Source organism: Myxococcus stipitatus DSM 14675, from assembly GCF_000331735.1.
Lineage (GTDB): Bacteria > Myxococcota > Myxococcia > Myxococcales > Myxococcaceae > Myxococcus > Myxococcus stipitatus.
On record NC_020126.1, the window covers coordinates 7767434 to 7791304 of the forward strand.

Sequence of the window (23871 nt, forward strand, 5' to 3'; positions counted from 1 at the left end):
CCTCAGCGGGTGAGCGCGCTCATCAGCTCCTGGTCGATGAGAGAGGTGAGTTCTTGCTCCGACAGGGTCTGGATCTCCGCGGCCAGTGAGTCGTCCCGGGCCGGTCCCTCCACTCGCTTCGGTGCCTCCCCGCCAAGTCCCAGCTCTCCCGCCAGGTGCGAGACGAGTCCCGCCACCGAGGGGAAGTCGAAGACCAGCGTCGAACGCAGGTTCCTGCCCAGGCTGCTGGCGAGGCGGTTCTTGAGCTCCACCGCCAGGAGCGAATCGAAGCCGAGGTCGAACAGGCGCTCGTGCCCCGAGAGCCGCTCCGACTCCGCGAGCCCCAGCGTCCGCGAGACCTGACTCGACACGTGCTGGCGCAGCAGCTCCAGCCTGCGGGTCGGCGCGGCGGCCTCCAGCTGTGCGCGGAACACGGGTGCGCGAGGCGCGTGCGGCGTCGTCCCGAGCAGCCCTTGGAAGAAGGCCTGACGCGACAGCCCCGGCCACTTCTCTCCCAGCCGTCTCCAGTCGACAGGGAAGACGCCCAACGAAGCGCCCGCGCCTCCCATGAGGCGCTCGAGGACCTCGAGCCCCCGCTCGACGGGAATCGTCTCGAACCCCATGGCCGAGGATGTTCCCTCCGCCGCCGAGCCCAGCCGCGCGGCCATGCCCGTCTCCGCCCAGGAGCCCCAGTTGAGGGTCAGCGCGGGGAGTCCCTGTGCATGACGGAGGTGGGCCAGCGCATCCAGGAAAGCGTTCGCGGCGACGTAGTTCGACTGTCCCGGAGTCCCGAGGAGAGACGCCGCCGAGGAGAAGCAGATGAAGAAGTCCAGCGGCAGCCCGGCGCTGAGCTCGTGCAGGTTCCACGCGCCCTGGACCTTGGGGGCCAGCACCTCGTGAAGCTGCTCGGCGGTCTGATGGACGAGGGTGCCGTCGTGGAGGACCCCCGCCACGTGGAAGAGACCTCGCAGCGGAGGCGCGCCACGCGCTTCAGACAGAGCCGCCGCCACCGCGTCGCGCGAGGCGAGGTCCGCCTGGGCCACCCGCACGTGGACGCCTCGCGCCTCCAGCGCCTCGATTCGCCGCTGGGCTTCCGGTGAGGGACCGCGCCGGCCCAGCAGGAGGAGGTGCTTCGCGCCTCGGTCCGCCAGCCATCCCGCGAGTCGGAGCCCAAGTCCTCCCAGGCCCCCCGCGATGAGATAGGACGCCGCCGGGGAGACCTCCAGCTTCCGAGACATCGCACGAGGGCGGGCGTGCTCCAGGCGGGCGGTGTGAAGAGCCCCCGTCCGCACCGCGACCTGGCACTCCTGCTCGGGCAGCGCGCACGCGCGGAGGAGCGCCTCCGCGTCGGTGGGGACTGGCTCACCAGGAAGGTCGACGCGGAGACAGCGCAGCTCGGGCAGCTCCGTCGACACCGCCTGCCCGAATCCCCACAGCGGAGCCTGAGCGATGCGAGGCCCCTGTACATCAGCGGGCAGCGCTTGCGTGCCTCGGGTGGCGATGACGAGTCGGGGCGCCGGTGCCCACGAGCGTTGCGCCAAGGCCCTCACCAGATGCAGCGCGCCCACACAGCCGGAGCGCTGCGCGGACTCCAGCGAGTCCCCCGCGTCGAGCCCCCACAGGTACAGGAGTCCCTGAGGCGACGCGCCATCCCACGTGGAGAAGAGCTGCTCGAAGTGAGCGGGCCGCGCGGGGTCCACCTGGAAGCCAGTGGGACCCTGGAGGAACTCCGAGCCCTGGCGCACGCGCGTGACGCGAGCACCGCGCTGTTCGAGCAGCGCGGCCACTTCCTCGCCGAAGCCCGCCTCGTCGGTGAAGAGGACCCAGTGCGGGTCCGACACGCGCTCGGCCTCGGGGGAGGCACACGGGCTCCAGGTGACGCGGTAGAGCCACTCCCGCCAGTCCACCTCGAGGCCACGCAGCAAGACGTCGCGGTCCGCCCCGCGGACGGAGAGCCCCGTGAGGGACGCGACCACGGTGCCGTCCTCCGCGCACAGGGTCATGTCGGTGATGGGGTGCCCCGCCGCTTCGGCCTCCGGGCGCTGCGTGGCATAGGTCCACAGACGCTCGGGCAGGCGCCGGTGCAGGTCGAGGCGCTGGATGGCGACGGGGAGCAACAGGCCCTCGTCCTCGGGCGACAGCGGGGTGACGGCGGCGGCCGTGCGGAGGCACGCGTCGAGCAGGGCTGGATGCGCGCGGTAGCTCACGCCTCCCTCCGCCACTTCGCTGGAGGAGAGCGCCGCATGGGGCCCTCGATGGAGCGAGGACAACACCGACAACGAAGGGCCGTAGTCGAGCCCACGCTGGCGGATCGCCTCGGAGAAGTCGCCGATGTCCACGGGGCTGGGACAGCTCCGACGCCAGGCATCCAGCTCCAGGCGCGGCGGCGACGGCAGGGTGCCCTGCGAGGAGACACGGCAGGTCAGGTGCGTCGTCCAGGAGGCCCGTGCTCCGCGCGCCTCCTCCTGGCTCATCACCGTGCAGGTGAAGCCCGCGGCGCCCTGCTCCTCCAGCAACGTCTGGACGACGCGCGTGCGTTGCTCCGGCAGGACGAGCGGCTGGTGGAGGGTCACCGCCTCCAGCGACATCGACTCAGCGCCCACCACCTGCGAGACCGCCGAGGCCACCATCTCCACGAAGGCCGCGGCGGGGACCACCCCCTTGCCGAAGACACGGTGGTCGCTCAGCAGGGGAAGACTCCGGGCATCCAGCTCCCGCGAGAAGACCGTGGTCCCTTCCCGCAGCGCCGGAGACTCCCAGCGAGCCCCGAGCAGCGGATGCGTCGAGGGCCGCGTCGGGCGGGCCCACGGCGCGGGGACGTCCAACCAGTGCCGTTGACGCTCGAAGGGATAGGTCGGAAGGGAGATGCGCCTGACGCCCGCGTCGCCAGCGAGACGCGCTCCATCGACTCTCGCGCCGCGCACGAAGAGCTCCGCGAGGGTCCGGAGCAAGCCCGCGCAAGCCGAGCGCCGAGGGTGCAACGTCTCCAGCCACACCGAACCCTCAGGCGCCACCCCATCGCGCGCGAGGTTCGACAGGACGGCCTTCGGCCCCACCTCCACGAAGACACTCACGCCCCGTTGGAGGAGCGTGCGGAGTCCTTGCTCGAAGCGAACAGGCTCGCGGACATGCCGGACCCAGTAGTCCGGACGCAGGAGCGCCGCGCCAGCCTCCGCCCCATCGAGGTTGGAGATGAGCGGCACCTCGGGGGCCTGAAGCCGCACAGCTCCGGCCACCCGCGCGAACGCCTCCAACATCGGCTGCATCAGCGGCGAGTGGAACGCGTGCGAGACCTTCAGGCGCTGGCTCCCGATGCCCTCCGCCGCCAGCTCCCGCGCGATGGCATCGAGCGACGACTCCGCGCCGGAGACCACCGTGTTCCGAGGACCGTTGAGCGCCGCCAGCGTCACCCGGTCATGTCCCGCCAATGCACGAAGGGCGCGAGCCTCATCGGTGAAGAGGGCCAGCATCCCGCCGCGCTCGGGCAGCGCTTGCATCAACCGCGCACGCTCGGCCACGAGCGGGAGCCCCACTTCGGGCGTCAGGGCACCGGCGAAGATGGCCGCGGCGTACTCCCCCACGCTGTGCCCCAGGACCGCGTCGGGCTGGACGCCCCAGGAGCGCAGCAACCCCGCCACCGCCAGCTCCAGCGCCACGGTGGCCGGTTGCGTGTAGCGGGTCTCGTTCAGCGCCCCGCTGTCGTCCCGGAACAACACCTCGGTCAGCGGCCTGTCGAGGTGAGGCCCGAGGAGCTCCTCGAAGCGCAGGAGGTCACGACGAAACCCGGGCTCGGTCTCGAACAGCTCGCGCCCCATCCCCGCGTACTGCGCCCCCTGTCCGGTGAAGAGCCAGGCGACCCGTGGCGACTCCGCCTCGCGCCGCCCTCGTGTCCCCGTCTCTCCATGGGCGAAGGCACGGAGCGCGGCGACCATCTCCTCGGAGGTCGAGGCGACGAAGGCCGCGCGTTCCTCCATCGAGCCTCGGCTGACCCGCGCCGTGTGACAGACGTCCGCGAGCGAGTCCTTGCACGGCCCCGAGAGTGCATCCGCGAACGACTCCGCCAACCGGTGCAGGCTGCCAGCGGAACGAGCCGAGAGCGTCAGCAGGTCCAAGGGACGCGCGGTGCTCCGAGCAGGTGCCCGCGCGAGCCGTGGCGCGGACTCCAGGATGACGTGGGCATTCGTCCCCGAGAACCCGAACGAGCTCACGGCCGCGAAGCGAGGCGCCTCCGCCTTCCATCCGCGCCGCTCCGTGGGGACCTCGACGAACAGCCGGCTCCAGTCGACATGGGGCGTGGGGGTCCGCAGGTGGAGGTGCGGAGGAATCTCCTCGTTCGCCAGACACAGCGCCGCCTTGAGGACGCCCGCGATACCCGCCGCGCCTTCGAGGTGGCCCAGGTTCGTCTTCACCGACCCCACCCTCAGCGGCTGCTCGCGCGCCGTCCGGTCGCCGTAGACCGCGCCGAGCGCCTCCAGCTCGATGGGGTCACCCAGCGCCGTCCCGGTCCCATGTGCTTCGACGTAGCCCACGCGCGAAGCCTCGACGCGCGCGTCCCGCAGGGCGTCCTGGATGACCTGCCGTTGAGCGAGGCCGTTGGGGACCGTCAGCCCGCTGGTCCTGCCATCCTGGTTGACCGCCGAGCCTCGGATGACCGCGACGATGGGGTCCTCGTCCGCGAGCGCATCCGAGAGCCGCCGCAACACGAGGACGCCACAGCCCTCCCCTCTTCCAATCCCGTTGGCCGCCGCGTCGAAGGTCTTGCAGCGACCGTCCGCGGAGAGCATGTGCGCGCGCGACTCCATCAGCGTCGCGACGGGAGACAGCACCAGGTTCACGCCGCCCACCACCGCGAAGTCGACCTCTCGCTGACGCAGGCTGCGCAGCGCCAGGTGGAGAGCGACGAGCGAGGACGAGCACGCCGTGTCGACGGTGAGGCTGGGCCCCTGGAAGCCGAACGTGTACGAGAGCCGACCCGAGGCCACGCTCGCGCTGTTGCCCGCCCCCGTGTGGGCGTCGATGAGCTCGGGGGACTGGGTGGCGAGCTGCGTGTAGTCCTGCCCCATCATCCCGACGAACACGCCCGTCCGCGTTCCGTGGAGCGAGGCCGGGTTGCGTCCGGAGCTCTCCAGCGCCTCCCAGGTGACCTCCAGCAGGAGCCGGTGCTGCGGGTCCATCCGCGCCGCCTCGCGCGGAGAGATACCGAAGAACCGGGGCTCGAACTGGTCGATGTCCTCCAGGAAGGAGCCGAAGCGGCAGGAGACCTTCCCGGGCTGGTCCGGGTCTGGATGGTAGAGGGCGTCCACGTCCCACCGCTCCGGTGGAACCTCGGAGATGGCGTCCGTCCCATCGAGGAGCAGTCGCCAGTAGCGGCCCGGAGTCGAGGCGCCTCCCGGAAACCGGCACCCCATGCCGACGATGGCCAGGCCCTCGTGTCGCTCGCGCGCGTGGGCGTCGAGCTGCGACTGCGCCTCCTGGAGCTTCAGGAGCGCCCGCTTCATCAAGTCACCGTATTCGCCGGGGGCTGACATGCGGGGCTCCTAGTTCATCTTCGAGAGCTGCTCTTCGAGCATGTGGGCGAGGTGGCTTTCGGACAGGTCCTCCAGTGCGTGCGTGCCCGAGTCCTGCTCCCGTGGACCGGTGGCGATGGGCGACGCGAACTCCAAGGGAATGAACGCGGAGGCGAGCTGCTCCGCGAGCTTCTCGGTGGTGGGGTAGTTGAAGACGAGGGTGGCGGGCAGCGAGAGGCCGAAGGCGCTCTGGAGCCGGTTCTTGAGCTGCAACGCCGCGAGCGAGTCGATGCCCATCTCGTTGAAGCCCTGAGCGGGGTCGATGGACGCACCGGAGGCCGCGCCCCGAATCCAGGCCACCTGCTCCCGCAGGTAGTTCATCAGCAGCTTCCGACGAGCGGGGACGGGCGACTCGGAGAGCGTCTCCAGGAAGCGCGCGCGGCCTTCGGGCTGGCCTCTGGCGGCCTCCCGCAGCTCGGCGTCGTAGGGCGCGGTGCGGCCTCCACCGAACACCGCCCAGTCGATCTCCGCGACCCCCACCTGCGCGACCGGGCTGGTGAGCAAGGCTTCGAGCGCGCGGAGGCCCTGAGGCACGGAGAGAAGGCCCCAGCCCGGCGTGTGGGACTGCTCGCTGACGTCCACGCGTGCGCCGGCCTCACCCGCCCACACGCCCCAGTTGATGCTCAAGCCCGGCAGTCCGAGCGCGCGGCGGTGATGCGCCAGGGCATCCTCGAACGCCGTCGCGGCGCAGTGGTTCGACTGCCCGGCGGAGCCGACGAGCGACGCGACCGACGAGAACAACACGAAGTGCTCCAGGGCGAGCCCCGAGGTCAGCCGGTGCAGGTTCCAGGCGCCCCGCACCTTGGGCCGCAGCACCCGCTCGAAGCGGGCCCACGTCTGCTGACGAAGCACTCCGTCCTCGAGCACGCCCGCCGAGTGGAACACCCCCGCCAGCGGCGCGAGGTCATCGGCGATGAACTGGAGCAGACCGCTGAGTTCACCTTCGTCCGCGAGGTCCACCTGGCGGTACTCGACCCGCACGCCTCGCGCACGCAGCCGCTCCAGCCGTCCCTCGGCCTCCGCGCCCACGGAGCCACGCCCCGTCAGCACGAGGCTTCGTGCGCCCCGGTGCGCCAGGAGCTCCGCCGTCAGCAGGCCCAGCCGCCCGAGCCCGCCCACCACGAGATAGGTCCGGTCCGACCGGACAGGCCCCGCGTCGCGCGAGGACTCCGCCACCACCTCTCGCGACTCAGCCCTCCGGAGCCTCGCGACGAAGCGGCCCTCACGGAAGGCGACCTGGTTGTCGGCCATCCCGGCGCGACCGCGAACCTCTCGCGCGAGCGCCTCCACCTGCGCGCCCGCTTCACCGCGAGGGTCCAGGTCGACGCAGCGGACATCGAGCTCGGAAGACTCGATGGCGAGAGGCCGGGCCATGCCCCAGAGCAACGACTGTGCGAGGCCGGAAAGCGGCTGCCCGGAGGCCACCGCCTGCGCGCCCCGGGTAATGAGCCACACGGCCTCCGAGTACCCACGGTCGATGAGGTAGCGCAGCAACCCGAGGCCGCTCCCGCAGCCCCGCCGCGCATCCGCATCGAGGCGCTCCCCCTCCAGGTCCTCGGAGTCCGCGCCGTCGAGCCCCCACAGCAGGATGACGTCCGACAGCGAAGCGGGAAGCGACAAGGTCCGCAGCGCATCCGCGAGCGCCTCGGGGTCCTCGGGCAGCTCGAAGGACTTGTCATCGAGCGTGCGGAGCGTCTGCCCACGGAACGCCAGCAGGCACGTCCGCCCATCGCGCTCGAGCGCCCGCGCGAGCTTGTGTCCCAGCCCGGCATCATCCGCGAGAATCAGGCACGGCCCACTCACCGCCGCTCTCGCCGGGACGTCCAGCGCGAGGGGCTCCCACCGGCGCACATAGAGCTGACCGTCCAACGTCGCCGACGCAGCAGGGCTCAACGCCTCGCGGCTCGTCCGCTGAAGCTCCAGCCCCAGGACCTGGGCACACAGCCGCCCGTCCTCCCCGAAGACGCGGACCTCGGCACGCAGGCGCTTGCGTGTCTCGTCCACGGGCCGCACCACCGCGTGGCTCCACATCCGCGCCGCGAGTCCTCCGTACAACGAGAGGCTCTCGATGCCCGTCGGGACATAGAGCTCGGAAGCGCTCGGGTCCGGGTACGCACCTCCGACCACTTGGAGGCAGGCATCGAGCAGCGCCGGATGCGCGAAGGACATCGCATCGCCATCGAGCGGGAGCGAAGCGGGCCGCTCGATGTGAGCCAGGACCTGCTCGTCCCTCTGTCGAAGCTCGGTGAGGCCTCGGAAGTCCGCGCCGAAGTCGACCCCGGACTCCAGGGCCCTGCGATAGGGGTCCTCGATGAGCGGAGCCTCCCGGAGGCTCGCGAGCACGCCGTCCAGGTCCGCTGCCACGGAGGCACGCACATCCGCTTGCGAGACCTGGAGGGCCCCGGTCGCATGGAGGACCCAGTCGCCCTCGGACGCTCCGGTGGCGCGGCTGAAGATGCGCACCGTCGCCGAGCCCGCCTCGCCCTTGTCCACCGCGCACTGCACCCGGCGTCGGGAGTCCTGAGGGAACGTCATCGCCGCGAGCAGGGACAGGTTCGTCAGCCGCAGCGTCTTCGTCCCGAGCAGCTTCGCGCCTCCCGCCAGCGCCATCTCGACGAACGCGGTGGCGGGCAGCGTCGGGGTCCCGAAGACGCGGTGCTGCCCCAGGAACTCCTGCGTCGAGGGCCCCAGCGTCGTCTCGAACAGCAGCGCATCCGAACCCAGCACGGCCAACGGCACCCGAGCCCCGAGCAGCGGATGCTCCTCGCGAGCGGTCCGAGCCCCCTGCGGCTGCTGCAATCCGGCCCCCTCCTCCCAGTAGCGCTGTCGCTGGAAGGGATAGGTGGGGAGCGCGACCTTGCGCCGGGAGAACCCAGCATCGAACGCCGCCCAGTCCACGCGGACCCCTCGCGTGTAGAGGGCCGACAGGCTCTCCGACAGCTGCTGCCAGCCTCCGTCATCGGGACGCAGGCTCGGCAGCCACGCACACTCCCCTTCGGGAAGGCTCCGCGCCGCCATGCCGAGCAGCGTGGCCTTGGGGCCTATCTCGACGAACACCCGCGCCCCCTCGCGATACAGGCGCTCCACGCCGCTCGCGAAGCGCACCGGATTGCGGAGCTGGTGGCACCAGTAGTCCGGTGTGGCGATGGAATCGGTGATGGGCTCCCCCGTCATCCCCGAGACCATGGGGAGCGCGGGCCGCGCATAGGTGAGGGTCTCCGCGATGGCGCGGAACTCCGGCAGGGCCGACTCGACGATGACCGAGTGAGCCGCGCGAGGAATGTTCAGGCGCCGCACCTTGTGCCCCCTCGACTCCAGGGCCTCGGCCACCTCGCGAACGTCCCCCGGCAGGCCGGAGACGACCACGTTGTCGGGGCCATTGAAGGCCGCGATGGAGCAGCGCCCCCCACACGCCTCGAGGACCGCACGCACCTCCGCCTCGCCCGCGGTGACCGCCAGGTTCTCGCCCTGCGGAAGCTGGTGCACCAGCCGGCCGCGATGAATCGCCAGCTTCAGTCCGTCCTCGACGCTGAACACCCCCGCGAGGCACGCCGCCGCCAGCTCTCCCGTGCTGTGTCCGAGCAGGACATCCGGCTGGACGCCCCAGGACATCCACAGCTCCGCCAGCGCGTACTCGAGCGCGAAGAGGAGCGGCTGGGCGAAGTCGAACTGGTCGATGGGCGAGGGCTGTCCCGGCTCCGGGTAGAGCACCGACTGGAGCGTCTGCCCCCAGGCCGCGCGCAGCAGCACGTCGAACGCGTCGAGGCGACGCCGGAACCCCGGATGCGCCACATAGAGCTCGCGAGCAGCCCCGACGTACTGCGAGCCCTGTCCCGAGAACAGGAAGGCGACCTTCGGCGCCTGCTTCGGAGCGAGCACACCGTGCACCACTCCGGGGTGCTCCTCCTTCCGCGCCGCGGCCCCGAGCAACGCGGCCATCGCGTCGCGCTCCCCCGCCACCAGGGCGAGCCGATGGTCGAAGTCAGCGCGGCCCGTGTTCGCGGAGAAGCACACGTCCGCGAGCGTCGCGTCGGTGCGCTCCAGCAGCCCCTGGAAGCGGCCCGCGAGCTGCCGCAGCGCCACATCATCGCGAGCCGAGAGCGTCAGGACATGACGGGAGCGCTCCCTCCGCTCCGCGGCCACCTCCACCTCTCGCGGCGCGGGGGCCTCTTCCAGGACGACATGGGCATTGGTGCCGCCGATGCCGAAGGAGCTGACCCCCGCACGGCGCGGCCCGTCCTCCACCCGCCAGGGCCGGAGCGAGTCGACCACGTAGAACGGGCTGTGCTCGAAGTCGATGCGGGGGTTCGGCTTCTCGAAGTGGAGCGAAGGGGCCAGCGTGCGGTGCTGGAGCGACAGCACGACCTTGATGAGCCCGGCGATACCCGCCGCGCTGTCCAGGTGGCCGATGTTGCTCTTCACCGAGCCCAGTCCGCAGGAGCCGGCCATCGCCTGCCCGCCGAACGCCTGGGTCAACGCGGCGATTTCAATGGGGTCGCCGATGGCGGTCCCCGTCCCGTGCGCCTCGACGTAGGAGATGCTCGCGGGGTCGATGCCCGCGCGCTGATGCGCCCGCCGGACGACGTCGCACTGCCCTTCGACACCGGGGGCCATGAAGCCGACCTTGCGGTGCCCGTCGTTGTTGATGGCCCAGCCCTTGATGACGGCGAGGACGCGGTCTCCATCGGCGCGCGCCTGACTCAAGCGCTTGAGGACCACGACACCCGCCCCGCTGCCCGGCAGGGTGCCATTGGCGCGAGCATCGAACGGACGGCAGTGGCCATCGCCCGAGAAGATGCTGCCCTCCTCGAAGAGATAGCCCACGCGGTGGGGGACCTTGATGGCCACGCCCCCCGCGAGCGCCATGTCGCAGCCGCCGTTGAGCAGCGCATCACAGGCCATCGACACGGAGACCAGCGAGGTCGAACAGGCCGTCTGGACATTCACGCTCGGCCCGCGCAGGTCGAGCTTGTAGGACGTCTGCGTCGCCAGGAAGTCCTTGTCCTGGGACATGAGGTCCTGGAAGAAGTGGATGGGCCGCGTCAGGTCCGGGTAGGGGTAGCGGTAGTGACTGACGCTCTTGCCGGCATAGACACCGACGATGGCGTCACACGTGTTGGGGGGATAACCCGCGTGCTCGAGCGCCTCCCAGGCGCACTCCAGGAACACCCGCTGTTGAGGGTCCAGCGCGCGGGCCTCACGGGGGGTGAGCGAGAAGAAGTCGGCATCGAACGCGTCGATGCCCTCCATCGCCGCGGAGGCTCGGACGTAGCGCGGGCTCTTGAACGCGGCGGCGCTCACGCCCGCGGCCAGCAGTTCCTCATCGGTGTACTGGGCGACGGACTCGACGCCGCCCACCAGGTTGCTCCAGAACGCATCCAGCGTGGGTGCCCCCGGGAAACGGCCGCTCATCCCGATGATGGCGATGTCGCTGTCCCCGGGAGTGAGCGTCACCTCCGCCGTGGGCTTGGGCTTCGGAGCTCCCCCCAGCCGCGCCGCGAGGGAGCGCACCGTCGGATTCCCGAACAGGTCCACGATGGGGAGGGAGAGCCCCAGCTCCTGCTTGATGCGCAGATGGAGCTGGATGAGGTGCACGGAGTTCGCGCCGAGCTCGAAGAAGTTACGCTCCGGATGCACGTCCGGCACGCCCAGCACGGCGCCCACGGCCTTCGACAGCGTCTCCTGGAGCGCGCGCGTCTCCCCCAGGCCCCCGGGAGGCGAGGCGGGTGCCAGCATGTTCTTCGGCGGGGCCACCGCATCCGGATGAGGCAGCGCGCGACGGTCCACCTTGGCGTTGCGGGTCAGCGGCAGCGCATCGAGGACGACGTACGTCGCCGGAACCATGTGCTCGGGGAGCTTGCGCGAGAGGAAGTCGCGCACGCGCTGCGTGTTCAGCTCGCGCGTCCCTTCCGCGAGCACGACGTACGCCACGAGCCGCTTCTCATGGTGCTCACCGACAGCGCCGACCACCGACGCGCGGATGCTCGGCTCCTGCAAGAGGGCCGCTTCAATCTCCCCGGGCTCGATGCGCTGCCCGCGGATGGAGAGCTGGAAGTCGACGCGCCCGAGGAACTCGAGCGTCCCATCGGGCAGATAACGCCCCAGGTCCCCCGTGCGATACAGGCGTTCACCCGTGCGAGGGTGGACGGTGAACTTCGCGGAGCCCGCGCCCGCGCCGATGTAGCCCTGTGCCACGCCGATGCCCGCGCAGCACAGCTCACCGGGCACCCAGAGCGGTCGCTCCTCCAGCCGCTCATCGAGCACGTAGTACCGCGTGTTCGCGATGGGCTTTCCGTAGGGGATGCTGCGGCGCCGCCCATCCGCCTCCTCGACGGGATGGGTGATGTTCCACAGCGACGTCTCCGTCGGCCCACCGACACTGACCACCTTGACCCCGGCGAAGCGCTCGCGCAGGCGCCCCGGCAGCGTGACGGGAATCCAGTCGCCGCCGAGCATCACCAGGCGCAGCGGACACGAGAGCCGGACGTCACCTCCTTCGAGGTACGTCATAAGCATCTCCATCATCGCCGGCACGGTGCTCCAGAGCGTGACGCCGTGGCGGGCCATCAGCTCGACCCAGTGCGAGGGGTCTCTGCGCCGCGCGGCCTCCGGCATCACCACCGTCGCGCCCGCGCCCAGCGTTCCGAAGACGTCGTAGACGGAGAAGTCGTGGTGGAGCGCGCTCAGGGCGATGAGCCGGTCATCCGGCCCGATGCCGAACCGCCCGTTCGTCCACTCGATGGCGTTGGCCATCCCCGCGTGCGTGAGCATGGCCCCGTTGGGCTGGCCCGTGGAGCCGGACGTGTAGAGGATGTGCGCGAGGTCCTCGGGCCGCTGCACGGGAGTCAGCGGGGTGTCCGGGTACTCGCTGAAGGACTCCGGAGCGAGCACGAGCACCTGGACCTGCTCCGCCCAGGACTCCCCCGCGAACCGAGGCTGCGTCACCACCAGTCCGGCGCCCGCGTTGCGCAGCATGAACGCGCGGCGCTCGGGAGGCAGGCCCGCGTCGACGGGCAGGTAGGCCGCGCCGGAGCTCAGGACACCGAGCACCGCGACGACCTGCTCCCAGCCCTTCTCCATCACCACCGCGACCACGCGGTTGGGCACAGCGCCCTTCTGGCGAAGCACATGCCCCAGGCGGCTCGCCCGTCGGGCCAGCTCGCCGTAGCTCAGCGAGAGCCCGGTGGACACCAGCGCCACCGCGTCTGGACGTGCGGCGGCATTCCGGAAGAAGCCCGAGTGGAGCAGCTCGCCGCTCAGCGGACGGGCCGTGTCGTTGACGCGGGCCAACAGCTCGCGCTGTCGCACGGGCAGGAGGTCCAGGTCGGAGCGCTCCCACAGCGCATCATCCTCCGCCAACCGGAGGAGCAGCCCGTGGAAGGCGTCGAACATGTCCTCCATCATCCCGGGCGGGAACAGCTCCTCCGCCACATCCCAGTTCAGGAAGACGCCGCCGCGCTGGTAGACGATCTGGAGGTCGATCCACACCTGAGGCGTCTGCGTGAGCGCCTCGACGAGCTCACCGAACGACTCCGCCAGGAAGTCCACCCAGTGCGAGTCCCGGCTCTTGGAGTGGGACGCGAAGCTCGTCATCACCACGGGCATGATGGCGCCGGAGATGCGGCCCTGGGCCCGGAACAGCTCGCGCAGCAGCTCGACGCCGCTCACCTCGCGGTGCTCCAGCGCGAGGAGGAGCTGATCTCGAATCGCGAGCGCCCGCTCGATGAAGGCACGCTCCGGCCGATGGTCCACCTCCACCAGCGTGAAGCTCGCGAAGGTCCCGATGATGTCGTTGACCTGGGGGTGGACGGGCAGCCGGTTGAAGTGCGGGACGTTGAGCGTGAAGCGAGGACTGCGGCTCCAGCGGGCGATGACCTCCGCGTACACAGCGAGGAGCAGCTCCGGCTCCGTCAGCCGGCGTGCCCGGGCCCTCTGCTTGAGCCGCTGCCACACCTCCGCATCCACCCGCGCGAACCAGCGACGGAAGCGAGGACGCCGCAGCGAGCGAGGGTCCCGCTCCAGCGGAAGGTCCGGCGCGGGAGGCAGCTGGGACAGGCGCGAGCGCCAGAACTCGAGCGAGCGGGCATGACGGGCCCCTCGCGTCTGGTGCAACGCCAGCGAGTAGTCCCGGTACGACAGCGAGAGGGACGCGGGAGAAGGCGGGGTCTCCGGGTGCCGGTAGAAGTGCACCAGCTCCCGGTAGAGAATCTGGAAGCTGTACCCGTCGATGAAGGTCCCATCGACGCTCATGAAGAGGCGCACGCGTCCGCTGTCGAGCAGGCACGCGCGCAGCTCGAACAAGGGCCACTGGTCCAGCGGGAGCACCTGCTGGGACAGCCGCTCGCGAATGGCCGCGAGCCGGGCCTCGGTCTCCTCGGGGCCCCGTCCGCGCAGGTCCTCGACGGGGAGTCGATAGCGCGGCACCGAAGGCAGGATCCGCTGCTGGAAGCCCGGGGCCTCCACGGCGCGCAGCATCTCGTGACGGGCGACGACCTGGTTCCACGCCTCCTCGAAGCGCGTCAGGTCGAGCGCGCCGCAGTCGAGCTCGTTGTACGCGTGCATCGACGCGTTCATCTCCAGCTCGGCCTGGCGGCCCACGCTGTACGCCTGCTGGAGCTCCGTCATGGGGAACGGCTGGTGCCGCTCCTCGGGCCGAGCCACCACTTCGGCGCGGGCTTCGTGCGGCTCGGCCAGGAGTGCCAGCAGCGCGGGCTTGTGCGCCACGAGCTGCTCGCGCAGCGCCTCGGGAAGCGCGCCGTCGGGCGCGTCGACGGCCAGGTGCTCGCCCTCCACGCCCAGCGTGATGCCGTGTCCGGCCAGCGCCTGAAGGAGCTCGTCCAGCCTCATATCAGGACCCGTTTCGAGTCGGTCCGAGCGGAGGCCCCCGTGCCCATCACACTGGAGGCCGCGAGCTTCTCCAGCAGCTCCGCCGCCACCTGTGCGATGGAGCGCCCGTCCACGAAGCTCTTGAGCGACAGCCCCACGCCGAGCTCGTCCTGGAGCTGGTCCCGCAGCTCCATCACCATGATGGAGTCGAAGCCCAGCGCATCGAAGGAGTCCGTCGCGGCGAGACGCTCGAGCTCCAGTCGGCTGACCTCACTCACCATCTGCCGGAGCCGGGCCTCCAGCACGGAGGGACGCGCGGGAGCGTCCATCGCGAGCAACACCTCTCGGAGCTTGCGCGACGCGGTGTCCACCGCCTCGGCGACGGCGCTGGAGCCTCGCGCACGGAACAGGGACGACCCCGCCACGGCGGGATGGCGGTCCGTCCAGCGCTCCGCATCGAAGCGAGCGATGCCGCGAACGTCGGGGTTCTCCGCGAGCGTGACGGCCATCGCGGACAGCGCCTCCTCGACGGACAGCGGCGACATCCCGCGCTGCGCGAGACGGGCCCCTCGCCGGGCATCGGCGGCGGCCATGCCGACCTCGCCCCAGCTCCCCCACTGGAGGCTCACCCCGGGAAGCCCTCGCGAGCGCCGGAGCCGGGCCAGCGCATCCAGGAAGGCGTTCGCCGCGGCGTAGTTGCCCTGCCCCGGAGCGCCGAACAGCGCCGCCGTCGACGAGAACAGGACGAAGTGCTCCAGCGCATCGCCCTGCGTGAGCGTGTGGAGGTTCCACGCGCCTGTCACCTTGGGCGCCATGACGCGCGCGAAGTCCTCGGGCTCCAGCTCCAGCAACGACTCGTCGGCCAGCACGCCCGCGCAATGAAAGAGCCCCCCCAGGGGGACACTCCCGGACCGGATGTCGTGCAGCATGTCGGCGACGGCCTCCGAGTCGCTCACGTCGACCCGGAAGACCTCCACGCGCGCGCCCTGCTCCCGCAAGGGCGTCAGTGCCCGATGCGCCTCCAGCGTCTCTCCCATCCGACCGCACAGCGTGAGGTAGCGCGCGCCCTGCTCCACCAGCCAGGCGGCCAGCCGCAGCCCGAGTCCTCCCAGGCCTCCGGTGATGAGATAGGTGCGGTCCGAGCGCGGACGGAACGGCTCGCCGCTCGCGGACGTCCGCCGCCCCTGGGTGAGCATCGAGACCAGGCGCTGCCCCTCGCGAAGCGCGACCTCGTCCTCTTCTCCACCCGGCGATGTCGCGGAGCGAAGCTCCTCCACCAACGCACGCGCGGACACCTCCCCCGGCGCCAGGCCCACGTCGATGCGCGTGCACCGCAGCTCCGGATGCTCATAGGCGATGACCCGCCCGAGCCCCCAGAGCGAGGCCCCCACGAGCGACACCCGCTTCGAGTCCTCGCCCGTCACTTGCGCATCCCGGGTGACGAGATACAGCCGAGGTGCCCGCTCCCAGCTCGCGAGAGCCAGGGCCTTCACGAGCGCGGCCACGGCAACGGAAGCGTCCAGGACACCGGCGCTCGAGTCGACGGCCTCCGTGCGCGACAGGAAGACGACACCTCGAAGCACCTGACGGGACGGGCCCAGCTCCTCCAGGAGCCGCGAGAAGTCCTCCGCCCGCGAGAAGTCGAGGACGTGCTCGCGAGCGGACACGCGCTCGTAGCCCGAGCCCGGACGCACCAGCACCACGTCACCGCCCGCCGAGACCAGCGCATCACGAAGCGCCACCGGGGCATCCGGCTCCTCGGCCACGACGAGCCACGAGCCGTCCAGCCGGGCCTGCCCAGGCGCCAGCGCTCGAGGCATCCACGCGACCTCATGGAACAACCCGTCCCAGCTCACGGCCTCCTGAGCCACCGCGGGAGAGGCCTTCACGGACTCCCGCTCGCCATCCCACCAGTAGCGCTCGCGCCGCCAGGGGTACGTCGGCGCGGAGACCGTCCTCCCCTCGGGCAGGAGGTTCTCGAAGCGGAGCGGAACACCCGCGCAGTAGAGCTTCGCCGCCTGGGCGAGCAGGACCTCGCGCGCCTCGTGCCCCTCCACCTGCGCGACGTTCAGCACCAGCACGTCCCACCCCTGGCTCTCGGCCTCGGTGGTCAACTGCTGGTGGAACGACGAATCCCCACCCAGGTCCAGGAAGAGGGAGGCGCCCGTCGACAGCAGGCGCTCGCCGGAGACCCTGTCCTCGCCCGGGTCCTGGCCGGGCCTGGCTCCGGGCGCTCCCATGAGGATGGGGACCTTCGCCGGGCGCACGGGAACGGGCTCGGGCTGGGGGAAGCCATGCAGGCCACGGATGGCCTCCTCCAGGGTGATGACTCCCGCGACGACCCCCGCCGCCAACCTTCCATGGCCGATGCCCGCGACCGCGGAGGGCTCGACCCCCAGGGAGCGCCACAGCTCCACTTGCGCGAGCTGCCAGACCAGGAGGGGTGCGAACCGGTCCGTCTCGAACACCGACGAGCCCACCACCTGCCGGAAGGCCTCCGCGAGGGGCTCCACGTAGGGAGCGAGGAGCGGCGAGCCCACCCTCTTCTGCGCCACGCCGAAGTCGGCCCCCATGAAGAAGACCACGCCGGGCCCGCCCCCCGAGCGCTGAGCCCGGCCCCTGAAGAGTCCCTCCGCGTCGAGCCCATCCGACGCGCGGCGCACCAGCGTCAGGAGCTCTTCGTACGTCGACGCGACGAGCGCCAGGCGCTCGTCATGATGCGCGCGCCCCGCGCCCGCCGTGAAGCATGCATCCCAGACCTGCACGCCCCGGGTCTTCACGAGGTGACTCGACCACGCCCCGGCCAGCTCCCGCAGGGCCGGCTCACTCCGCGCCGAGAGCGGAAGCAGGTAGGGGCCCTCCCTACGAGGCGCCGGCCCGCGCTCACGATGCTCCTCGAGGAGGACGTGTGCATTCACCCCGCTCATCCCGAAGGAGCTCACCGAGGCGCGATACGGACGCGGACGCGCCGGGAAGGGCGTGAGCTTCCGCGCCACGACAATCCCCGAGCCCACCCAGGGGAACTCGGTCGTCGGGTGCTCGAAGTGGAGCGCGGGAGGAACGGCGCGATGCTGGAGGACCAACACCGCCTTGATGAGCCCCGCGATGCCCGCCGCCGCCTCGGTGTGGCCGATGTTCGGCTTGACGGAGCCCATCCACAGCGGACGCTCCGGCTCCCGCCGCCGCCCGTACACCCGCGCGACACCCTCCAGCTCGATGGGGTCCCCCAGCCGCGTCCCCGTCCCGTGCGCCTCCAGGTAGTCCACATCCTCCGGCGCGACGCCGGCGCGCTGGAGCACGAGCCGGTACAGGGACTCCTGGGCGCGGACGTTCGGCACCGTCAGCCCACCGCTCGCGCCATCGTGGTTCGTCGCGGACGCGCGAATCGTCGCGAGGATGCGGTCCCCATCGCGAAGGGCCTCGCGCTTCCGCTTCAGGATGACGACGCCACACCCTTCGCCCTGCACCATCCCATCCGCGTCGCGGTCGAACGCGCGGCACGTCTGGCTCGGGGAGAGCGCCCCCGCCTTGGACAGGAACACGCTCAGGTGAGGGGCGAGCAGCAGCTTCACGCCCCCCGCGATGGCCACGGTCGACTCACCCAGCCGCAAGCTCTGACAGGCCAGGTGTACGGCCACGAGCGACGAGGAGCAGGCCGTGTCCACCGCGAGGCAGGGCCCCTCCAGCCCCAGCAGGTACGAGAGGCGCCCGGCGATGTAGCTCGCGTCCACACCCGTGGAGTAGTGCGCGCCGACCTTCTCCAGCCCGCCCTCTGGAATCAGCGCGTAGTCCCGCGCATGCACCCCGACGAAGACGCCCGTCCGGGTCCCCTTCAGCCGCTGCGGTGGGAGCCCCGCGTCCTCGAGCGCCTCCCAGCTCACCTCCAGGAAGAAGCGCTGCTGGGGGTCCATCCCCTCCGCTTCACGCCGCGATATCCGGAAGAACTCCGCGTCGAACCGGTCCACGCCATCCACGAACCCCGCCCGGCGCAGAATCGTCTTGCCCGGAGTGGAGGGCTCCGGGTCATGGATGCCCTGAAGCGCGCGCCGGTCCATGGGGACGTCCGTCACCGCGTCGCCCGCGAGCCACACCAGCTCGTGGAACCGCTCGGGACTCGTCGCGCCCCCTGGGAACCGGCAGCCCATCCCGATGATGGCGATGTCCCCTTCGTCCGGCTGCGCGGCGGGCTCGAGTCTCTGCTGGAGCTTCTCGATGGTCAGCAGGGCCTGCTGGAGGGGGGTCAACGCCACGCTCGTGCTGTCCTTGCGGCTCATCCCCCCACCTCCTCGAGGCCCAGCTCCGCGAACTTCCGCGCGATGAGCTCACGGGCCTGCGCCTCCGACAGGCCGGCGATCTTCTCCACCAGCGCCGCGTCCGCGCCTGGCGCCGGAGCGCCCTTCGCGCGCGCATCCAGCAGCCCCCACAGCCGCGCCGCGAGGGGCTCCAGTCGGGGATGCTCGAAGAAGAAGGTCGTCGGAAGCTCCAGGCCCAGCACCTGCGTGATGCGCTCCTTGAGCATCACCAGCCCCACGGAGTTCATCCCCAGCTCGAACAGCGTCCGCCCCCGCGTCTCCACCTCCGCCGGCTCCACCCCCAGCACCGCCGCGACCTCGCCTTGGAGGAAATCGAGCAGCCGGGCCTCGCTGAGGTCCGTGGGCTCCTCCTGGAAGCGCTCCACCCGAGGCGTGAGCCACTCCGGCCACAGGCGCTGTCGTTGAAAGGGATAGACCGGAAGGCTCACACATCTCCCTTCGAACCCTGAAACACTCTCACGCGAAACCCAGCCCTCCGCAACGTAGGTCCGAGCCGCCTCAACCACGGAGATGGGTTGCCCTTCCTCAACCCAGAGGGGCTGATCTGGTGAATCAATGAATGCCTTCAACATCCGCCCCATCCCTTCCCGGCTTCCGGCGGCCACCGCCAGGCGATGACGGTGGTGTTGCCTCTTGAACATCGCCGAAAAGCAGACGTCATCCAGTCGCGCGGTGGTCTCAGGGGTTTCCGCCAGGAATCCGCTCATGCGCAGCGCCTGCTGCCTCAAGGACGCGGGCGTCAGCGCCGAGAGCACCAGGAGGTGGTTCGCCTGTGCGGGCAAGGCGGACTTCGCCAGACGAAGGGGCGCGGGCGCGGCGTCCAGGACCACGAAGGCATTGGCTCCGCCCAGGGACGTCGAGATGACCCCCGCGCGCGGAAGCACCCCGGTGCCACGCACCGGCCAGGGCTCCAGCTCCGATTGAATCCGCAGCCCCAGCGCGTCGAACGCGATGTGGGGATTGGGGTCCTCCACGTGAATCGTCGGCGGCAAGGCGCGGTGGTGCAGCGACAGACACACCTTGATGAACTGCGCGATGCCCGCCGCCGCGCCCAGGTAACCCAGGTTGTTGCTGACCGCGCCCAGTCGGCAGGGCACGGAGCGCCCCTCACCGAGCGCCGTCCCGATGGCGAGCGCCTCCGCCGCGTCCCCCTTGAGGAAGGCCGAGCCGTGCAGCTCCACGTAGTCCAGGCTCGCGGCCTCCACGCCGGCCCCCGAGCAGGCCTGGCGGATGACCTCCGTCTGCGCCTCGACGCTGGGCGCCATGATCCACTCGTTGCGGCCGTTGTGGTTGACGGCGCTGCCGCGAATCAACGCGTAGACGCGGTCCGTCGGCTCCACTCGGGACAACGGCTTGAGGACCACCATCCCCGCGCCCTCGCCCCGGACATAGCCGTCCGCCTTCGCGTCCAGGGTCCGGCACGCGCCTCGCGCCGACAACACCCCCGCGTGGGAGAGCATGAGGCTGCCGTCCTCGGAGAGCATCAGCTCCACGCCCCCCGCGAGCGCGCACTCCACCTCGCCCAGCAGCAGGCTCCGACACGCCTCGTGCAGCGCGGTCAGCGACGAGGCGCACCCCACGCTGGTGCAGGTGCTGGGGCCTCGGAGGTCGAACGCATGGGAGATGCGGTTGGCCGCGAAGGACGGCGTCGTCCCCAGCAGCGAATAACCATCCAGCGACGCGCGCTCCCGCGTGAGCATGCGCTGGAAGTCGCTGGAGTGGAGGCCCACGAAGACCCCCGTGCGACTGCCGCGAAGCGCGTCGAGGGGAATGCCCGCGTCCTCGAGCGCATGCCACGCGCACTCGAACAGCACCCGGTGCTGGGGGTCCATCTGACGAAGCTCCCGCTTCGAGAGACGAAAGGCGTGAGGGTCCGCCCACTCCACGTCCTCCAGCCATCCCGCGCGCTGGGAATGAACGCCTCCAGGCGGGCTCGTCACAGCCTCATGCAACAATTCCATATTCCGACGAGCCATTGGTATATCGCCCGTCGCGTCCAATCCCTCGCACAAGAATTTCCACAGGGCTCGCGGACAGTCGGCCCGGGGAAGACGCAGCCCCATTCCCACGACAGCTATTGTCTCGCGCGGCATTGAGTCACTTTTTGTAGCGCAATCCCAAACTCCTGGTCAATGCCCCGCAATACACACACGCCCTCGAATTCCTCTATCCACTTCCACACAGACAAACATTGGACAACCCGTGGCATCGTTGACCGCGCGCACGCGTGGAGGTGAAAATTTCAAGACGCTTCCAGGGTCTCACGGCGCGGACAACAGGCTTGTGGCTGTGCAAAGCCCGGCCAGTCAATCAACACCGACGGATAGACACCGCATGGACTTCGGCTGGACGAGCGAACAGGTGGAGTTGTACGAGCGGGCCTTCGCCTTCGCGAGAGCGGAGCTGAGCGGCGACGAGGCCGCGCCTCCCGTGGAGGACTTTCCCCGGAGCCGGTGGCGACGCTGCGGTGAGTTCGGCTTCCTGGGTCTGCCCGTGCCCGAGCAGCACGGAGGGCTGGGGTTGGACACCTTGACGACAGCGCGCGTGATGGAGGCGCTGGGGCGAGGCTGCACGGACACCGGGCTCGTCTTCTCCGTCGGAGCACATCTGTTCGCGTGCGTGCTCCCGCTGTGGGAGCGCGGCGATGACGCGCAGAAGCGGCGCTACCTGCCCAGGCTGTGCTCGGGGGAGTGGGTCGGCGCCAACGCCATCTCCGAGCCGGAGGCGGGCTCGGACGTCTTCGCGCTCAAGACGCGGGCCACGCGCGACGGCGACGGCTATGTGCTCGACGGGAGCAAGAGCTACGTCACCAACGGTCCCGCCGCCGACGTGTTCCTGGTGTACGCCGTCACGGCCCCCGAGCACGGCTACATGGGGCTGAGCGCCTTCCTCGTCGAGCGCGACACCCCTGGGCTGTCGGTGGGCCGGCCCTTCCAGAAGATGGGCCTGTCCAGCTCCCCCATCGCCCCCCTCTACCTGGAGGGTTGTCGAGTGCCCGCCTCGGCGCGGCTCGGGCCGGAGGGACAGGGCGCGCCGCTCTTCAAGCGGTCCATGCAATGGGAGCGCGCCTGCCTGTTCGGCGCCTATGTGGGGTTGATGGAGCGGGTGTTGGAACAGACGGTGGACTTCGCGCGCCAGCGCAAGCAGTTCAAGCGGGCCATCGGGAAGAACCAGGCCATCTCCCACCGGCTGGTGGACATGAAGCAGCGGCTCGAGTCCGCGCGGCTGTTGCTGTACCGGGCCTGCTGGCTGATGGACCGCGGACAGGACGCGGCGATGGAGGTGTCGCTCGCCAAGCTCGCCATCAGCGAGGCCGCGGTGCAGTGCGGAGTCGATGCCATCCAGATTCACGGGGGCATGGGCTACGTGGCGGAGACGGGCATCGAGCGGGTGCTGCGCGATGCCATCCCCAGCACCCTCTTCTCCGGCACCTCGGAGATGCAGCGCGACATCATCGCCAGCCACCTGGGCCTATGACGCTCGACCAGCTTGTCATGCGCAGCGCGGCCCGGAGTCCCGGGGCCATCGCCGTCCGGGGACCGGATGAGACGTACACCTATGGACAGCTCGACGCGGTCGCCAACCGGGTGGCGCGCGCGCTCCAAGGACTGGGCGTCCAGCGCGGGGACCGGGTGGGGCTGTGGACGGAGAAGTCCGCGCGCGCGGTGGCGGCGATGCAGGGCATCTCCCGACTGGGCGCGGCCTATGTCCCGCTGGACCCCTTGAACCCCGCCACCCGGACGCGCCTCATCCTGGAGGACTGCCGCATCGACGTGGTGGTGACGAGCGCGTCGCGCGCGGCGGAGCTTCGCAACGGGGGCCTGGAGCGCCTTCGCTTCCTGCTCGTGGATGACACAGGCCCCGCGCCTGGGTGGACAAGCCTGTCCGGCCTCTCTCCGGAGCCGCTGGCTGGACATGGGCTGGACGACCACGCGCTGGCCTACATCCTCTACACCTCCGGCTCCACGGGGATGCCCAAGGGCGTGTGCATCAGCCAGCGCAACGCCCTGGCCTTCATCGAGTGGAGCCACGCGCTGCTGGGCACCACGCCGGAGGACCGCTTCAGCAATCACGCGCCGTTCTTCTTCGACCTCTCGGTGCTGGACCTCTACGCGGCGTTCCTCGGCGGCGCGTCCGTCACGCTCATCCCGGAGGCGCTGGCCTTCGCGCCCAAGAAGCTGGTGGAGCTGGTGCTGCGCGAGCGGTTCACCGTCTGGTATTCGGTTCCCTCGGCGCTCACGCTGATGATGTTGGAGGGCGGGCTCCTCTCCCACCGGGACCTGCCCTTCCGCGCCGTGCTGTTCGCGGGAGAGCCCTTCCCCATCCAACACCTCCGCCCCCTGCGCGAGCACCTGGGCGCGGTGCGGTTCTTCAACCTGTATGGCCCCACCGAGACGAACGTCTGCACCGCGTACGAAGTGGGCGGAATCGCCCCCGAGCGCACCACCCCGGTCCCCATCGGGAGCGCGAGCTGTGGCAATCGCGTCTGGTTGGAGCCGGAGGCCGACGCGGACGTGGGGGAGCTCATGGTGGAGGGGCCCACGGTGATGTTGGGCTACTGGGGCCAGGCGCCCCAGGGCGCACGTCCCTATGCGACGGGAGACCTCTGCCGCCAGCTCCCGGAGGGAGGCTTCGAGTACCTGGGCCGCCGAGACAACATGCTGAAGGTGCGCGGGCGGCGCATCGAGCCGGGTGAAATCGAGGCGGCACTGCTGTCGCATCCCGGGGTCCGCGACGTGGGAGTCGTCACTTCGGAGTCGGGCCTGGAGGCGAGACTGGTCGCGTTCGTCGTGGCCCATGACGGCCCGCGCCCCACCCTGCTCCAGCTCAAGCAACACTGCGCGGAGCGACTGCCCCGATACATGCTCATCGACGAGCTTCGCGTCGTGCCCGCGTTGCCCAGAACCCAGAATGGCAAGCTCGACCGGCGCGCGCTCCGCGACCTGGCGCCTCGGAGGGCGCCCGTGTGACGGCGCTCGTCACCGTCGGCCGATGAACTGACGCGAAGCAGAACAGCCTGGGGAGAGGAACTCTCCGCGATTTCCAGTCACGACTTGGGTATGGCGAAAGAACGGCATCAAGCCTGGTTCCTGGGGAGACATCAGGGCACAGGCGCCCTGCGCCAGAGTGCTCGACGGGGAACGAAGCAGATTCACGTATAGTCGAACAACCTGAGCCGTGCTACG

Annotated in this window: 6 protein-coding genes; 2 read left to right on the top strand and 4 right to left on the bottom strand. The window is 70.6% G+C overall.

The window, feature by feature from the left end; genetic code table 11:
- Positions 1–2: 2 nt before the first annotated feature.
- Genes MYSTI_RS29845 through MYSTI_RS29860 form a run of 4 tightly spaced genes read right to left on the bottom strand, consistent with a single transcriptional unit; the run spans position 3 to position 20778 of the window.
- The gene (locus MYSTI_RS29845; RefSeq protein WP_015351541.1) at positions 3–5507 is read right to left on the bottom strand and encodes a type I polyketide synthase; all 5505 of its coding nucleotides are present in this window, start codon (positions 5505–5507) and stop codon (positions 3–5) included.
- 9 nt (positions 5508–5516) lie between these two features.
- The gene (locus tag MYSTI_RS29850; RefSeq protein ID WP_015351542.1) at positions 5517–14393 is read right to left on the bottom strand and encodes a hybrid non-ribosomal peptide synthetase/type I polyketide synthase; all 8877 of its coding nucleotides are present in this window, start codon (positions 14391–14393) and stop codon (positions 5517–5519) included.
- A complete protein-coding gene (locus MYSTI_RS29855) occupies positions 14390–18646 on the bottom strand; it encodes a type I polyketide synthase (protein WP_015351543.1) in 4257 nt (1418 codons plus the stop codon). Before MYSTI_RS29855 ends, MYSTI_RS29850 begins: the two co-directional genes overlap by 4 nt.
- A complete protein-coding gene (locus MYSTI_RS29860) occupies positions 18643–20778 on the bottom strand; it encodes a beta-ketoacyl synthase N-terminal-like domain-containing protein (protein WP_015351544.1) in 2136 nt (711 codons plus the stop codon). The genes MYSTI_RS29855 and MYSTI_RS29860 overlap by 4 nt, the downstream gene beginning before the upstream one ends.
- 241 nt (positions 20779–21019) lie before the next feature.
- Between MYSTI_RS29860 and pigA the strand changes: the two genes are divergently transcribed.
- Together pigA and MYSTI_RS29870 are read left to right on the top strand one after the other, a co-directional pair.
- Positions 21020–22162: a prodigiosin MBC biosynthesis dehydrogenase PigA gene (pigA, locus tag MYSTI_RS29865; protein ID WP_015351545.1), complete on the top strand. Its 1143-nt coding sequence runs from the start codon at positions 21020–21022 to the stop codon at positions 22160–22162.
- Complete coding sequence (locus MYSTI_RS29870) at positions 22159–23655, top strand: amino acid adenylation domain-containing protein (RefSeq protein WP_015351546.1); 1497 nt, start codon at positions 22159–22161, stop codon at positions 23653–23655. The genes pigA and MYSTI_RS29870 overlap by 4 nt, the downstream gene beginning before the upstream one ends.
- Positions 23656–23871: the final 216 nt, after the last annotated feature.

Coding starts and splice junctions, on each gene's coding strand:
- MYSTI_RS29845 (WP_015351541.1), bottom strand. CDS start 5,507: ATGTCAGCCCCCGGCGAATACGGTGACTTGATGAAGCGGGCGCTCCTG.
- MYSTI_RS29850 (WP_015351542.1), bottom strand. CDS start 14,393: ATGAGGCTGGACGAGCTCCTTCAGGCGCTGGCCGGACACGGCATCACG.
- MYSTI_RS29855 (WP_015351543.1), bottom strand. CDS start 18,646: ATGAGCCGCAAGGACAGCACGAGCGTGGCGTTGACCCCCCTCCAGCAG.
- MYSTI_RS29860 (WP_015351544.1), bottom strand. CDS start 20,778: ATGCCGCGCGAGACAATAGCTGTCGTGGGAATGGGGCTGCGTCTTCCC.
- pigA (WP_015351545.1), top strand. CDS start 21,020: ATGGACTTCGGCTGGACGAGCGAACAGGTGGAGTTGTACGAGCGGGCC.
- MYSTI_RS29870 (WP_015351546.1), top strand. CDS start 22,159: ATGACGCTCGACCAGCTTGTCATGCGCAGCGCGGCCCGGAGTCCCGGG.